The organism is Aquipseudomonas ullengensis (assembly GCF_014174475.1).
In the GTDB taxonomy this organism is placed as follows: domain Bacteria; phylum Pseudomonadota; class Gammaproteobacteria; order Pseudomonadales; family Pseudomonadaceae; genus Aquipseudomonas; species Aquipseudomonas ullengensis.
Genome location: NZ_JACJUD010000003.1, coordinates 85,102 through 99,832, shown reverse-complemented (window position 1 = coordinate 99,832; position 14,731 = coordinate 85,102). Strand labels below are relative to the sequence as shown.

The window sequence follows — 14,731 nt, the reverse complement described above, 5'->3', positions numbered from 1 at the left end:
TTTTTCCGCCTGGAGCCACCATGCCGTTTTCCGCCCTGCTGATCGCCAACCGCGGCGAGATCGCCATTCGTATCGCCCGCGCGTGCGACGACCTGGGTATCCGCTCAGTCGCGGTATTCGCCGAAGACGACAGCGCCAGCCTGCATTGCCGCCAGGCCAACCACGCCGTGCCCCTCAAGGGCCGCGGCGTGCCGGCCTACCTGGACATGGACCAGTTGATCGCCATTGCCCACGAACAGGGCTGCGAGGCCATTCACCCCGGATACGGCTTCCTCGCCGAGAACGCCGAGTTCGCCCGCCGTTGTGCCACGGCGAATATCCGCTTTATCGGCCCGGCGCCGCAGGTACTCGAACTGTTCGGCGACAAGGCCGCCGCCCGCGCCCTGGCCGAGCGCTGCGGGGTGCCGCTGGTCAGCGGTATCAACCATGCGGTGAGCCTGGAGCAGGCCGGCGCCTTCCTCGCCGAACACGGAGCGGTGATGCTCAAGGCCCTGGCCGGTGGTGGCGGCCGTGGCATGCGTGCAGTGCTGGCCGACAGCGAACTGGCCGAAGCCTATGCGCGCTGCCAGTCGGAAGCCCAGGCCGCCTTCGGCAACGGCGCGCTGTATGTCGAGCAGTTGGTCAGCCAGGCGCGGCATATCGAAGTGCAGGTGCTCGGCGATGGTTCGGGCGCGGTCAGCCACCTGTGGGAGCGCGACTGCAGCCTGCAGCGGCGCAACCAGAAACTCATCGAGATCGCCCCCAGCCCCGGCCTGGACGCCGGCGTGCGTGAAGCGATCATCGCCGCCGCCCTGCAACTGGCCGGCGAGGTGAAATACCAGGGCATCGGCACCTTCGAGTTCCTGCTCGACGAGCAGCAGCCAGGGCGCTTCTACTTCATGGAGGCCAACCCGCGGGTGCAGGTCGAGCACACCGTCACCGAACAGGTGACCGGCGTCGACCTGCTGCACACCCAGCTCAAGCTGGTCGCCGGCCAGTCCCTGGCCGAACTCGGCCTGCTGCAGCCACCGGCACTCAACGGTTACGCCGTGCAACTGCGGATCAACCTGGAAACCCTGCACGCCGACGGCAGCACCCGCCCCGCCGTCGGCACCCTCAGCGCCTACCAGCCACCCAGCGGCCCTGGCTTGCGCGTGGATGGCTACGGCTATGCCGGCTACCCGGTGAGCCCCAGCTACGACTCGCTGCTGGCCAAGCTGATCGCCCATGGCGCGGACTACCCTGCCGCCCTGCGTCGGGTCTACCGCGCCCTCTGCGAGTTCCGCCTGGAAGGCGTGGCGAGCAACCTGCACCTGCTGCAGAACCTGCTGCAACGCGAAGAAGTCCAGGCCAACCGAGTCAACACCCGCTTCGTCGAAAGCCACCTGGGCGAGCTGCTCGGCGCACGTGGCGAGGCCCACCCGCACCACTACTTCGCTGCCAGCGCCGCGCTGGCAGGCCCGGCGCAACGCAGCGTCGATGCACCGCCCGGCACCCTGGCGCTTAACACGCCGAGCACCGGCGTGCTGGTCAGCCTGGACGTGGCCGAAGGTGATGCCGTGGCCGCCGGCCAGGCCATCGCCGTACTGGAAGCGATGAAGATGGAGTTCGTGGTCAAGGCCAGCCACAGCGGCATCGTCCGCGTGCTCGCCGCGCAACCCGGCGACGCCCTGGGCGAAGGCCAGGCGCTGCTGTTCATCGAGCCTGCCGAGGTCGACGGCAGTGGTCTGCAGGACGAACAGAACCTCGACCTGGCGCACATCCGCGCTGATCTGGCCGAAGTGCTGGAACGTCATGAACGCCTCACCGATGCGCGACGCCCGACGGCCGTGGCCAAGCGCCGCAAAACCGGCCAGCGCACCACCCGCGAGAACCTCGCCGACCTGCTGGATGAAGGCAGCTTCATCGAATACGGCGCCATGGCCCTGGCCGCCCAGCGCCGCCGCCGCTCACGCGAGGAGCTGATGGAACTGAGCCCGGCCGATGGCCTGGTCGCCGGTATCGGTACGGTCAATGCCGAGGAGTTCGGCAGCCACGCCGGGCGCTGCATGGCCATCGCCTACGACTACACGGTGTTCGCCGGCACCCAGGGCGTGATCAACCACAAGAAGACCGACCGCATGCTCGGCCTGGCTGAACAGCAGCGCCTGCCTCTGGTGCTGTTCGCTGAGGGCGGCGGCGGCCGGCCGGGCGATACCGACTTCGTCGGCGTGGCCGGGCTGGACTGCCACACCTTCATCGGCCTGGCCAAGCTGTCCGGCCTGGCCCCGACCGTCGGGATCGTTTCCGGGCGCTGCTTCGCCGGTAACGCTGCCCTACTTGGCTGCTGCGACGTGATCATCGCCGCCAAGGACGCCACCGTCGGCATGGCCGGCCCGGCGATGATCGAAGGTGGCGGCCTGGGCCGCTTCACCCCTGAACAGGTCGGCCCGACCAGCGTGCAAGGGCCGAACGGGGTGATCGACGTACTGGTGGAGAACGAAGAGGAAGCGGTGCACGCCGCCAAGCAATACCTGTCCTACTTCCAGGGCGAGCGCGCTGACTGGCGCTGCGCCGACCAGCGCGAACTGCGCCACCTGATCCCGGAAAACCGCCTGCGCGTCTACGACATTCGCCAGGTCATCGCCACCCTGGCCGATACCGGCAGCGTGCTGGAACTACGCCGCCAGTTCGCGCCGGGGCTGATCACCGCCTTCATCCGCCTCGAAGGCAAGCCCTTCGGCCTGATCGCCAACAACCCGGGCCACCTGGGCGGCGCCATCGATGCGCTGGCCGGCGACAAGGCCGCGCGCTTCATGCAGCTGTGCGACGCCTTCGATATCCCCATGGTCTCGCTGTGCGACACCCCCGGCTTCATGGTCGGCCCGGAGGCGGAGAAACAGGCAACGGTGCGCCATGTGTCGCGCATGTTCGTCGCCGCCGCCAGCCTCAGCGTGCCGTTCTTCACCGTGGTGCTGCGCAAGGGCTACGGCCTCGGCGCCCAGGCCATGGCCGCCGGCAGTTTCCACTCGCCACTGTTCACCATCGCCTGGCCCAGCGGCGAGTTCGGTGCCATGGGGCTGGAAGGTGCGGTGCGCCTGGGCTTCTCCAAGGAACTGGAAGCCCAGCCAGACGACGCCACACGGCAGAAACTGTTCGACAAACTGGTGGCCAAGGCCTACCAGAACGGCAAGGGCCTGAACATGGCCAGCTACCTGGAGATCGACGCGGTGATCGACCCGCTGGAAACCCGCGCCTGGCTGCTGCGCGGGCTGAACAGCGCACCACGCCCGGCCGCGCGCTCCGGCAAGAAACGTCCTTTCGTCGACACCTGGTAACCCGGCACAGGAATGCACCCCATGCACGATTTCGAGCACCACCTGCTGGCCGTCAACGGCATCCAGCTCAGCCTGTACAGCACCGGCCCCGCAGACGGGCGCCCAGTGTGGCTGCTGCATGGATTTCCCGAGTGCTGGTACTCCTGGCACCAGCAGGCGCAGGCCCTGGCCCGCGCCGGCTACCGCGTGCTGATCCCGGAAATGCGCGGCTATGGCCAGAGCAGCGCCCCGGCCGAACCCGAGGCCTACGCCCTGCTGACGCTGTGTGCGGACATCCAGGCGGCCATGGATCACCTTGGCCATGACCACGTCTGCGTGATCGGCCATGACTGGGGCGCGCCGGTGGCCTGGCACCTGGCTCTGCTCGAACCGCAGCGGGTCAGGGTGCTCGGCGCCATGTCGGTGCCGTTCGGCGGGCGGCCCAAGCGCCCGGCCATCGACATTATGCGCGAGGCCAATGCCGGGCGTTTCAACTACATCCTCTACTTCCAGGAACCGGGCGTGGCCGAGGCCGAGCTGGATGCCAACATCGAACGCAGCCTGCGCCTGCTGCTCAGCGACCTGGGCGACGCCCTGCTGCGCGAGAAGCCCGCCGATTCGCGCATGCTCGACGAACTCGATGCTGATCCGGCACTGCCAGCCTGGTGCGACGAAGCGGAGTTCGCCATCTACCGCCGTACCCTGGCCAACGGCTTTCGCGGGCCGCTAAACTGGTACCGCAACTTCGCCCGCAACTGGCAGGACACCGAAAGCCTGGCCGGCCGCCAGATCGAGCAGCCAACGCTGTTCCTGGTCGGCGAACAGGACCCGGTCGCGCGCCTCGAGGCCTACACCCTCAAGCGCATGGCCGAGCTGGTGCCACGCCTGGAGCAACATCGCCTGGGCAACTGCGGCCACTGGCTGCAGAGTGAGCAGCCGGCGCGGGTCAACGCGCTGCTGGCGGACTTCCTCGACCGGCATTACCCGGGCACAAAAACGCCTGGCTAAGCGGGGCTAGACGGCAGTTTGGGCAGCGCCGCGCGCATCAGGTAAACTGCCGCATCTTTTGTATACCTATAACGATCTGCCTGATGCCCACGACTTTCCACGAGATCCCCCGCGAGCGCCCCGCCACGCCCCTGCTCGACCGTGCAGAAACGCCGGTGGGCCTGCGCCGCCTGGCTGAAAGCGAGCTGGAAACCCTCGCCGACGAGCTGCGCCAGACCCTGCTGTACAGCGTGGGGCAGACCGGCGGGCACTTCGGCGCCGGCCTCGGCGTGATCGAGCTGACCATCGCCCTGCACTACATCTTCGACACCCCGGACGACCGCCTGGTATGGGACGTCGGCCACCAGGCCTACCCGCACAAGATCCTCACCGGGCGCCGCGAGCGCATGGGCACGCTGCGCCAGAAAGACGGCCTGGCCGCCTTCCCGCGCCGCAGCGAGAGCGAGTACGACACCTTCGGCGTCGGCCACTCCAGCACCAGCATCAGCGCCGCCCTGGGCATGGCCATCGCGGCCCGCCTGCAGGGCAGCAAGCGCAAGAGCGTGGCGGTAATCGGTGACGGCGCGCTGACCGCCGGCATGGCTTTCGAGGCGCTGAACCATGCGTCCGACGTGAAAGCCAACATGCTGGTGGTGCTCAACGACAACGACATGTCGATCTCCAAGAACGTCGGCGGCCTGTCCAACTACCTGGCCAAGATCATCTCCAGCCGCACCTATTCGAGCATGCGCGAAGGCAGCAAGAAGATCCTCTCGCGCCTGCCCGGCGCCTGGGAGATCGCGCGCAAGGTCGAAGAACACGCCAAGGGCATGCTGGTCCCCGGCACCCTGTTCGAGGAGCTGGGCTGGAACTACGTCGGCCCCATCGACGGCCACGACCTGCCGACCCTGGTCGCCACCCTGCGCAACATGCGCGACCTGGAAGGCCCGCAGTTCCTCCATGTGGTAACCAAGAAGGGCAAGGGCTTCGCCCCGGCCGAGGTCGACCCGATCGGCTACCACGCGATCACCAAGCTGGAACCGATCAAGACGACCGCCAGCGAGGAGCCGAAGAAAGCTTCCGGCCCCAAATACTCCGCCGTGTTCGGCCAGTGGCTGTGCGACATGGCCGCCGAAGACCCACGCCTGGTCGGCATCACTCCGGCGATGAAGGAAGGCTCCGACCTGGTGGCTTTCAGCGAGCGCTTTCCCGAGCGCTATTTCGACGTGGCCATCGCCGAGCAGCATGCGGTGACCCTGGCCGCCGGCATGGCCTGCGATGGCGCCAAGCCGGTGGTGGCGATCTACTCGACCTTCCTCCAGCGCGCCTACGATCAACTGATTCATGACGTGGCCGTGCAGCACCTCGACGTGCTGTTCGCCATCGACCGCGCCGGCCTGGTCGGCGAAGACGGCCCGACCCACGCTGGCAGCTTCGACATCTCCTACCTGCGCTGCATCCCCGGCATGCTGGTGATGACCCCGAGCGACGAGAACGAACTGCGCCTGGCACTCACCACCGGTTACCACTTCAACGGCCCGGCGGCGGTGCGCTACCCACGCGGCAGCGGCCCGAACACACCGATCGAGCCGGCACTGGAAACCCTGGAAATCGGCAAGGGCCTGGTGCGTCGGCGCGGCAATCGAGTCGCCCTGCTGGCGTTCGGCGTGCAGCTGGCCGAAGCGCTCAAGGTTGGCGAAACCCTGGACGCCACGGTGGTCGACATGCGCTTCGTCAAACCCCTGGACGAAGCCTTGGTGCGCGAACTAGCGGCCAGCCATGAACTGCTGGTGACCCTCGAGGAAAACGCCATCATGGGTGGCGCCGGCAGCGCAGTGAGCGAATACCTGGCGCAACAAGGCCTGCTCAAGCCCGTACTGCACCTGGGCCTGCCAGACAGCTACGTCGAGCACGCCAAGCCGGCACAGATGCTCGCCGAATGCGGCCTGGACCAGGCCGGCATCGAAGCGGCCGTACGCGCCCGCCTGGCTCAACTGCCCGCCTAAGCCCAGCGCCTCCTGTAGGAGCCAGCTTGCTGGCTATCGCAGACCATCCGCCCGCACCGACGCATCCGCGGGCCCGCTGATCGCCAGCAAGCTGGCTCCTACAGCCGAGGTGGCGACTGACGTGAGCGGCGCTCATGTCGCCACGAGTCGAACCCGCTTGTTTTTCATACAGCCGCGCACTAAGGTGCGCGGCGTTTTTCATTTCCGCCACGGTGCGCCGCTGCTCTCAGCACGGCGTTAAACGGGAAGCCGGTGCGCTCCACCCTGGAGCCATCCCGGCGCTGCCCCCGCAACGGTAATCGACGGCAGGTTGCCACCTGCACGCTGACCATAAGCCACTGGATTCATCCGGGAAGGCGGATCAGCGCGAGTCGAGAGCCCGGAGACCGGCCTTGGCGGATCGACTGGTGTTGCGGAGGGCATCACCGTCAAGCGCTGGCTACGGCCAGGGCTTGTCCTGCCCTTCTCAAAAGTCTGCCGACCTTTGAGGATTTATCGATGAAGTTGTCCCGCCTTTCCCTTGCCGTGGCCCTGCTGCCTTGCGCCCCGGTTTACGCCGCATCCAGCCAGGATGATGCGCTGAAGCTGTCGGAAACCCTGATCAGCGCCAACCGCGAGGTGCAGCAGCGCAGCGCCAGCACCTCGGCCAGCACGGTGTTCACCCGCGCCGATATCGAGCGCCTGCAACCGAGCTCCGTGACTGACCTGCTCAACCGCGTTCCTGGCGTGCAGACCGTGCAGAGCGGTGGCCAGGGCAGCCTGACCAGCCTGTACATCCGCGGCACCAAGGCCGCACAGAGCCTGGTACTGGTCGACGGCATGCGCATCGGCTCGGCCAGCTCCGGCGACAGCAACCTGCAGCACCTGAACATCGAGCAGATCGAACGTATCGAAGTGCTGCGCGGGCCACGTTCGGCGGTCTACGGTGCAGACGCCATCGGCGGCGTGGTGCAGATTTTCACCCGCCGCAGCGCCGGCGAAGGGCTCAAGCCTTACGTGCGCATGGGCTACGGCAGCCGTGGCAGCTGGCAGCGCAGCGCCGGGGTTTCCGGGGGCGACGAGCAGACACGCTTCAGCCTCGGCGGCAGCCTCGACGAAACCAACGGCATCGACCGCAGCGGCCCGTCCTACCCCGCCGACCAGGATCACGACGCCTACCGCAACAAAGCCTTCAGCCTGAGCCTCAGCCACAGCTTCAGCGACAACATAGAGGCCGGGATCAACGTGCTCGACCAGCGCGGGCGCACCGAGTACGACAACCCGTTCGGCCGCTTCGACATGACCACCTTCGAATCGGTCGAGCAGGACCCATACAGCGACTTCACCGTCAGCAGCGTCTCCAGCTACCTCGACGCACAGGTCAGCGAGGCGTGGAACAGCCGCCTGGAAGTCGGCCACAGCGAGAACCGCGAAGAGAGCCTGGACAAGCTCAGCGACGAGCGCGGCCTGTTCAATACCTACCGTGACTCGGTCAACTGGCTGAACACCCTGAGCCTCAACGACCAGCACAGCCTGCTGCTCGGTGGCGAGTGGTACGAAGACCAGCTCAACAGCAATACCGCCTTCAGCGAACAGCAGCGCTGGAACCAGGCCGCCTTCGTCCAGCATCGCTACCAGGCCGAGCACTTCTCCACCGAGCTGGGCCTGCGCCACGACAAGAACGAGCAGTTCGGCAGCGAGAACACCTGGAGCGGCGCGCTGACCCTGCCGCTGAATGCCAGCAACGACCTGATCCTGTCCTACAGCGAAGGCTTCCGCGCGCCGACCTTTAACGACCTCTACTACCCGGACTACAGCAACCCGGACCTCAAGCCCGAGCACTCCAAGAGCTATGAGCTGCAATGGCGCAGCCAGCTGGCCGAGAAAACCCGCCTGGAAGCCTCGGTCTACCGCACCGACATCGAAGACGCCATTGCCAGCGACCAGAACTTCATCCCGCAGAACATCGCCCAGGCGCGGATCAACGGTTTCGAAGCCGCATTGCAGCAGGAGCTGTTCGGCTGGCAGGGGCAGCTGGGCGTAGCCTTCGTCGACCCGCGCGACCGTGACAGCGGCCATACCCTCAATCGCCGCGCTCGCCGCACCCTGAGCCTGGACCTGGATCGCAGCTTCGGCAGCGTCGCCGTCGGCGCCAGCTGGCAGGCCCTGAGCCGCAGCTACGACGACCCGGACAACCAGGACGAACTGGCCGGCTATGGCCTGCTGGCCCTGCGCAGCAGCTGGCAGACCACGCCCGAGCTGAAGCTGGAACTGAAGCTGGATAACGTGCTGGACAAGGACTACCAGCGCGCCCTGTACGAGCACGAAGGCCAGCAGTACGGCTACCAGCAGGAAGGCCGCACCGCGCTGGTCGGCTTCACCTGGACGCCCGCCCTGTAAGCGCCCTCCGATGAAACGCAAAAGGCCCCGCTTGGGGCCTTTTGTCTATCTGCTCGGTGGCCGTGGCATGGCGCCACCGACGCGGCCAATCATCCAGGCCTAGCGCGCCCTGGCCAGCAACTCGCAGAGTTTCTCGGTGGCGGCCAGCATCTGGAAGCTGGGCCGCTCCAGCCCCTTGTCCGGCACCACCCAGAGCTGCTGGCGACGGGTCGCCTGCAGCTGCGGCCAGGCCTTCCAGGCGTCCAGCTCGGCCGCACTGCCGCCGAGGATCACCGCCGGATCACGCTGCAGCACTGCCTCGGTGCTGACCTGCGGCGCCGGTAGAGTCAGGTCGGCGAACAGGTTTTCGGCACCGCACAGGCGCAAGGCATCACTGATGATCTGCCCGCCACCCACGGTGTACAGCGGCTGATGCCAGACCTGATAGAACACTGGCAGCGCCGGCTCGCGTCGATAAGTTTGCTGCAAGCGCTGCAGGCCGGCGCGAAAGCGCTCAGCCAGCTCACGCCCCTGGCGTTCATGACCGACGCGTGCGCCGACCTCGGCGAATTGCCCGGCCAGTTGCTGCAGGTCATGGGGTTCGCCCACATACAGGGCGATGCCGAAGCGGCGCAGCTGCTCGCGCTGGTTCTCCGGCACGCTGTCCGGCCACAGCAGGATCAGATCGGGTTTCAGGCTGAGCAGGGTTTCCAGTTCCAGCTGGCCATAGCGCCCCACCGAAGGCACGCCGACCAGCGCCGCCGGCCGCTCACCGCCATCGAGCACGCCGACCAGCTGCTCGCCAGCGCCGAGTTCGAGCATGATTTCGGTCATCGAAGGCGCCAGGCTGACCACCCGCTGCGCTGCCAGTGACGGCAGGCTCAGCGCGACCAGGCAGGCCGCGAGTAGCAGGCGCATCAACCGAGCTGGCGAGGAATGCGATACAGGCAGAACAGCATCAGGCTGCTCAACGCCAGCAGCACCAGGGCCACGGCGTGCAGCCCGGTGAACAACGCCGGCACGCCGACCCAGGCCGGCAAGGCGGCAGCGGCGAATGCCAGACGCCGCCGACGTGCCAGCTCGATCCAGGCGGCCGGCTCTGCAGCAGTGTCCAGCGCCTGTTCGGTGGCGATCAGTGCGCGTTTGTAGGCGGAAAACAGCGGCAAGGTGACGAACAGCGAAGCCATGCCGGCGACGAACAGCGGCAGCTCCAGCACTTGCAGCACCGGCGCCTGGCTGCCGAACAGCAGATTGGTGAGAAACAGCGGCGCCAGGGCGAAGCCGAGCCAACGCCACCACTCGAGGGCGAGCCGGCGACGCACTTCGGTGCGCGTCACTCGGCTTCTTCCTGGTGCTGCAAGCCGAGCATGTGGCCGAGCTTGCCGGCCTTGGTCGTCAGGTACTTGCGGTTGTGCACGTTGAGGCGGATTTCCAGCGGATGGCGCTCGGCCACGCGCACGCCGAAACCTTCCAGCGCCTTGACCTTGCGTGGGTTGTTGGTCATCAGCTTGATCGCGCTAATGCCCAGGTGATCGAGCATCGGCTGGCAGATCGAGTAATCACGCTGGTCGGCGGCAAAACCCAGGCGCTCGTTGGCTTCCACCGTATCGGCGCCGGCATCCTGCAGCTCGTAGGCGCGAATCTTGTTGAGCAGGCCGATGCCACGGCCTTCCTGGCGCAGGTACAGCAGTACGCCACGGCCTTCCTCGGCAATCGCGCGCAGGGCGGCTTCGAGCTGGGCACCGCAATCGCAGCGCTGGCTGAACAGGGCATCGCCGGTCAGGCATTCGGAATGCAGGCGACCCAGCACGGGCAGGCCATCGCTGAAATCACCGAGGGTCAGAGCCACATGCTCCTTGCCGCTGGCTTCATCGAGGAAGCCATGCATGGTGAAGGTCGCAAAAGGCGTGGGCAGCTTGGAGGCGGCGACGAAGACGACGGACACCGGATGCTCCTGATAATGGTCGGCAGAAAGGCCGGCATTGTACCAGCAGCACCCGCCGCCCGGTCAGCGCGAATTGTGCGGCATAAGGATCAGGCTATTCGATGGATCAATCGAGGCAGGCGCCTGCTCACGATCTCGCGAGTCGGGGATCGTGGACCGGCTCTCAGATCTTCGATTCCAGCAGCAGCACGCCATTGTCCTCGCGCCAGCGCACGCGACTGAGGAAACTCATGCCCAACAGCACCTCGGTCGGCGAGTCACCTTCCAGCACAGCGGCCTCGACGCCCAGCACTTCCAGTCCGGCGACCTTGACGCTGTCCAGGCGGATGCGCCAGCCGCGCACATTGCCACCCGCAGTACCGGCCACCATCGGCGTGCCGACCACGCGGTAATCGATGCCCAGGCGCCGCGCCTGGCCTTCGTTCATCGCCACCGAGGTAGCCCCGGTGTCGACCAGGAACTGCACCGGATGGCCTTCGATCGAACCCGCCACCCAGAAATGCCCACCCACCCCCTTGGTGATGCTGGCCTGGGTTTTCTGCGGCACCGCCATACCGGCCTGGTTGTACTCGCGCGAGATCTCGTAGGTACGCTGCACGCCATCCACCTGCAGTACCGCACCCTTGCTGCTGGCACTCAGCACCTTTACACCGCCTGGCCCGGTCTGCCCGGCCTTGACCAGCTTGCGCTGGCCGTCCACCAGCAACACCGCCGCATTGGGGAACAGGCCCACCACCTGCACCTGGGTTTCGGCCTGCACCAGCGGGCTGCACATCAGCAGCACACTCGCTGCGAGGAGTTCAAGGCGACGCATTGGATCTCTCCATGTCCGGGTCGAAGGGGTAAGGCTGCTGCCAGTGCTGGAACAGCGAACGCAAGGCACCGCTATGCACCAGCTCGGCCATGCGCTGGTCGAACAACGCGGCCAGGGCACGGCCACGGGCGTTGTCGGCAAATCCGGGATACAGCGCCAGGCGGGTCAGCTGGGTCGTGCGATAAAGCGCGGCCGTGGAACTGCTGTTGAGCACCTCCTCGATCTCGCTATCCGCGTCGATATAGAAGTCGGCATGGTCATGCTCGAGCATGCCGAGGATACCGCTGCGCCGCTCGATCTCCTGAAAATGGCTGATCCCTGGCAGGTAGGCCTGGTAGTCGTAGCCGCGCATCCAGGCCAGGCGGAACTGGCCCAGGTTTTCCAGCGTCGGCACCGGCTTGCTGCTCAGGCTCAGCGCGGTGATGCGGTCGGCGTCGTAGTTCCACTGCGGGTAGAACACACCCTGGCTGATTTCATCGCGGTACGAACCCAGCCAGGCATCCGCCTCGCTGCGCTGCACCAGGCCGATGGAGCGGGTGTAGGGCACCGAGTGGAAAACCATCTTCACTCCGGCCGGCTCGAACACCAGCCGCATGATGTCCCAGGCCAGGCCGCTGCCATCGTGATTGGTGTGCCCGGCCCAGTACTCGCTGACGATCTCGATTTGCGCCGGCAACGGGTCTGCGGCATGCACGCTTGGCACGCCGAGGCACAGCAGCAGAGTCAACAGCCAAGCACGCATGCTTACCCCCGATCAGGCGAAGCCCCAGACCAGCAATTGCATCGCCAGCCAGGCAAACACCCCGGCCAGCACATCGTCGAGCATGATCCCGACGCCGCCATGCACATGCCGATCGATCCAGCTGATCGGCCAGGGCTTGAGGATGTCGAACAGGCGGAACACCAGAAAGCCTAGCAGCAGCCACTGCCACCCTTCGGGCACCAGCCACAGGGTGATCCACATGCCGACCATCTCGTCCCAGACGATGCCTTCGTGGTCGTGCACGCGCATGTCCTCGGCGACCCGCCCGCACAGCCAGAAGCCGAACAGCATGGTCACGCCGAGCATCAGCCAGTAGCCCCAGTCCGGCAGCATCTGCCACAGCGGAATGAAGGGGATGGCCACCAGCGAGCCCCAGGTACCCGGCGCCTTGGGCATCAGCCCGGAGCCGAAGCCGAAGGCGAGGAAATGCCAGGGATTGCGCCACACCCGCGGTGGCACCTTTACCGATTCAGTCACCCGCACTCCCAAAATGTTGATAGCCCGCGCGTGGCGGGTCGACAAGACAGCCCGCCGCGTCCAGCAACTGTACGCCCGAGCCGGCCAGCACCTGGCCAATCACCGCGCAGGCAGGCCATTGGGCACGCAGGGCGGGCAAATGTTCAGCCGGCAGAGTAAACGCCAGTCGGTAGTCATCGCCACCGGCCAGCGCACAATCACGGGCCGCGACACCGGCAATTTCCTGCAATGCCGGTGATAACGGCACGCGCTGCGCCTCGATCTGCAGCGCCAGCCCCGACGCCGCGGCGATGTGTCCGCAGTCGGCCAGCAGACCATCGGAAATATCCAGCGCCGCAGTCGCACGGCCCCGCAGCCATTGGCCGAGGGCCAACTGCGGCTGCGGTGCCCAGTAACGCTGCAGCAACTGCTGCGCCGCCGGCCCGCTGCTCTCGCGCTGACCGAGCACCAGCGGCAATGCGCCGGCCGCATCGCCCAGTTCGCCGCCGACACACAGCAGATCGCCCGCCTGCGCACCGCTGCGGGTCAGCGCCTGGCCGGCCGGCACGCGGCCGAATACGGTCAGAGTCAGGCTCAGCGGGCCACGGGTGGTATCCCCGCCGACCAGTGCCAGCCCACAGTCCTGCGCCATCTGCGACAAACCCTGGGCGAACGCCTGCAGCCAGGCAGCGTCGGCCTGTTCCACAGTCATCGCCAGGGTAAAGCCCAGAGGAGCAGCGCCCATGGCTGCCAGGTCACTGGCCGCCACCGCCAGCGCACGCTGGCCGAGCAGGAAAGGATCGGGGGAATGGGGAAAGTGCACACCAACGACCAGGGTGTCAGTGGACACCGCCAGTTGCTCGCCGGGTGGCAGTTGCAGCAGGGCACAGTCGTCGCCGATACCCAGGGCGACTCCTTCGGCCGGCTGCGCGCAGGGCGCAGCGGCGAAGAAGCGGCGGATAAGCTCGAACTCGCCCAAGGCCTCAGCGCTTGTGGGCGCTGACTTCGGCCGCGCGCAGAGTCGGTGCCAGCTTGTCCAGCACGCCGTTGACGAACTTGTGTCCGTCGGTGGCGCCGAACACCTTGGCCAGCTCGATACCTTCGTTGATCACCACGCGATAAGGCACGTCGACCCGGCTGCGTAGCTCCCAGGTGGACAGGCGCAGGATGGCCAGCTCGACCGGGTCCAGCTCGTCCAGCGGACGATCCAGGCAAGGCGTGATGGCCTCGTCGATCTCGGTCTTCTGGGTGGCCACGCCCACGAGGATCTCGTGGAAGTAGCCGCCATCGACGCCGCTGAAGTCGTTATCGACGCGAAACTGCGCTTCGATCTCGTTCAGCGATTGACCGGCCATGTGCCACTGATACAGGGCCTGCATGCCCAGGCTGCGGGCAACTCGGCGCGTGGCAATCTTGCCCTTGGCCTTGGGTTGCGCGTCCTGGCTGTCGTCGTGGTTAAGGCTCACTTGGCCTCCAGCTGCGCCAGCAGACTGACCATTTCCAGAGCGGACAGGGCAGCTTCAGCGCCCTTGTTACCGGCCTTGGTGCCGGAACGCTCGATGGCTTGCTCGATGGAATCAACGGTCAGCACGCCGAAGGACACCGGCACGCCGTATTCCATGGACACCTGGGCCAGGCCCTTGGTGCACTCGCCAGCGACGTATTCGAAGTGCGGGGTACCGCCACGGATCACGGCGCCGAGGGCGATGATGGCCGCGTATTCGCCACGCTGGGCGACTTTCTGGGTGACCAGCGGGATTTCGAAAGCACCTGGGGCGCGGATGATGGTGATGTCGCTTTCGCTCACACCGTGGCGAACCAGGGCGTCAACTGCGCCACTGACCAGGCTTTCGACGACGAAGCTGTTGAAGCGGCCGACCACCAGGGCGTAGCGGCCTTTGGGGGCGATGAAGGTACCTTCGATGGTCTTCAGGGTCATGGCGAGTCTCAGTCTGTATAAAGAGCCGGGACGCCTGCTGGCGGCCCGTAGGTAGTTAATCGCGAACGTCACACCGGTGAAACGAGAGCGTAGCGAGCGCCGGATAGGCAAGGCGAACGCAGGCGAGGACGCGGAGTTTACTGAGTGTAAATGAGCAGTCCGAGCCTGCTTTCAACGCAGCATAGCCA

Annotated in this window: 13 protein-coding genes and 1 riboswitch; of the genes, 4 read left to right on the top strand and 9 right to left on the bottom strand. The window is 66.5% G+C overall.

Annotated features, from left to right (window positions below; translation table 11 throughout):
• The first annotated feature begins 20 nt into the window (after positions 1–20).
• The 4 genes from H3H51_RS09825 to H3H51_RS09810 all read left to right on the top strand — a co-directional run bounded on the left by H3H51_RS09825 (position 21) and on the right by H3H51_RS09810 (position 8,647).
• Positions 21–3,296: an acetyl-CoA carboxylase family protein gene (locus H3H51_RS09825; RefSeq protein ID WP_183088870.1), complete on the top strand. Its 3,276-nt coding sequence runs from the start codon at positions 21–23 to the stop codon at positions 3,294–3,296.
• 21 nt (positions 3,297–3,317) lie between these two features.
• Positions 3,318–4,283, top strand: a complete 966-nt coding sequence (locus tag H3H51_RS09820) for an alpha/beta fold hydrolase (protein ID WP_183088869.1) — start codon at positions 3,318–3,320, stop codon at positions 4,281–4,283.
• A gap of 83 nt (positions 4,284–4,366) precedes the next feature.
• Positions 4,367–6,268 (top strand): 1-deoxy-D-xylulose-5-phosphate synthase, encoded by a 1,902-nt coding sequence (dxs, locus tag H3H51_RS09815; protein WP_183088868.1) that lies wholly within the window; start codon positions 4,367–4,369, stop codon positions 6,266–6,268.
• A gap of 193 nt (positions 6,269–6,461) precedes the next feature.
• A riboswitch (cobalamin riboswitch) is annotated at positions 6,462–6,677 on the top strand.
• A gap of 89 nt (positions 6,678–6,766) precedes the next feature.
• On the top strand, positions 6,767–8,647 hold the full coding sequence (locus H3H51_RS09810) for a TonB-dependent receptor domain-containing protein (protein ID WP_183088867.1): 1,881 nt from the start codon (positions 6,767–6,769) through the stop codon (positions 8,645–8,647).
• 99 nt (positions 8,648–8,746) lie between these two features.
• On the opposite strand, the gene H3H51_RS09805 is transcribed toward H3H51_RS09810, so the two are convergent.
• The 9 genes from H3H51_RS09805 to ribH form a co-directional block, all read right to left on the bottom strand.
• A complete protein-coding gene (locus tag H3H51_RS09805) occupies positions 8,747–9,544 on the bottom strand; it encodes a cobalamin-binding protein (protein WP_183088866.1) in 798 nt (265 codons plus the stop codon).
• Positions 9,544–9,963 carry an MFS transporter gene (locus tag H3H51_RS09800; protein WP_183088865.1) on the bottom strand — a complete coding sequence of 140 codons (420 nt, stop codon included), beginning with the start codon at positions 9,961–9,963 and terminating at the stop codon, positions 9,544–9,546. Before H3H51_RS09800 ends, H3H51_RS09805 begins: the two co-directional genes overlap by 1 nt.
• A complete protein-coding gene (ribA, locus tag H3H51_RS09795; RefSeq protein WP_183088864.1) occupies positions 9,960–10,571 on the bottom strand; it encodes a GTP cyclohydrolase II in 612 nt (203 codons plus the stop codon). Before ribA ends, H3H51_RS09800 begins: the two co-directional genes overlap by 4 nt.
• Before the next feature lie 163 nt (positions 10,572–10,734).
• A complete protein-coding gene (locus H3H51_RS09790) occupies positions 10,735–11,385 on the bottom strand; it encodes a retropepsin-like aspartic protease family protein (protein WP_183088863.1) in 651 nt (216 codons plus the stop codon).
• Complete coding sequence (locus H3H51_RS09785) at positions 11,372–12,127, bottom strand: transporter substrate-binding domain-containing protein (protein ID WP_183088862.1); 756 nt, start codon at positions 12,125–12,127, stop codon at positions 11,372–11,374. Before H3H51_RS09785 ends, H3H51_RS09790 begins: the two co-directional genes overlap by 14 nt.
• A 12-nt stretch (positions 12,128–12,139) precedes the next feature.
• Complete coding sequence (locus tag H3H51_RS09780) at positions 12,140–12,625, bottom strand: phosphatidylglycerophosphatase A family protein (RefSeq protein ID WP_328803646.1); 486 nt, start codon at positions 12,623–12,625, stop codon at positions 12,140–12,142.
• A complete protein-coding gene (gene thiL, locus H3H51_RS09775; RefSeq protein ID WP_183088861.1) occupies positions 12,618–13,583 on the bottom strand; it encodes a thiamine-phosphate kinase in 966 nt (321 codons plus the stop codon). Before thiL ends, H3H51_RS09780 begins: the two co-directional genes overlap by 8 nt.
• A gap of 4 nt (positions 13,584–13,587) precedes the next feature.
• Positions 13,588–14,070, bottom strand: coding sequence for a transcription antitermination factor NusB (gene nusB, locus H3H51_RS09770; RefSeq protein ID WP_183088860.1), 483 nt, complete (start codon positions 14,068–14,070; stop codon positions 13,588–13,590).
• Positions 14,067–14,543 carry a 6,7-dimethyl-8-ribityllumazine synthase gene (ribH, locus tag H3H51_RS09765; RefSeq protein ID WP_173203215.1) on the bottom strand — a complete coding sequence of 159 codons (477 nt, stop codon included), beginning with the start codon at positions 14,541–14,543 and terminating at the stop codon, positions 14,067–14,069. The genes nusB and ribH overlap by 4 nt, the downstream gene beginning before the upstream one ends.
• Positions 14,544–14,731 lie beyond the last annotated feature (188 nt).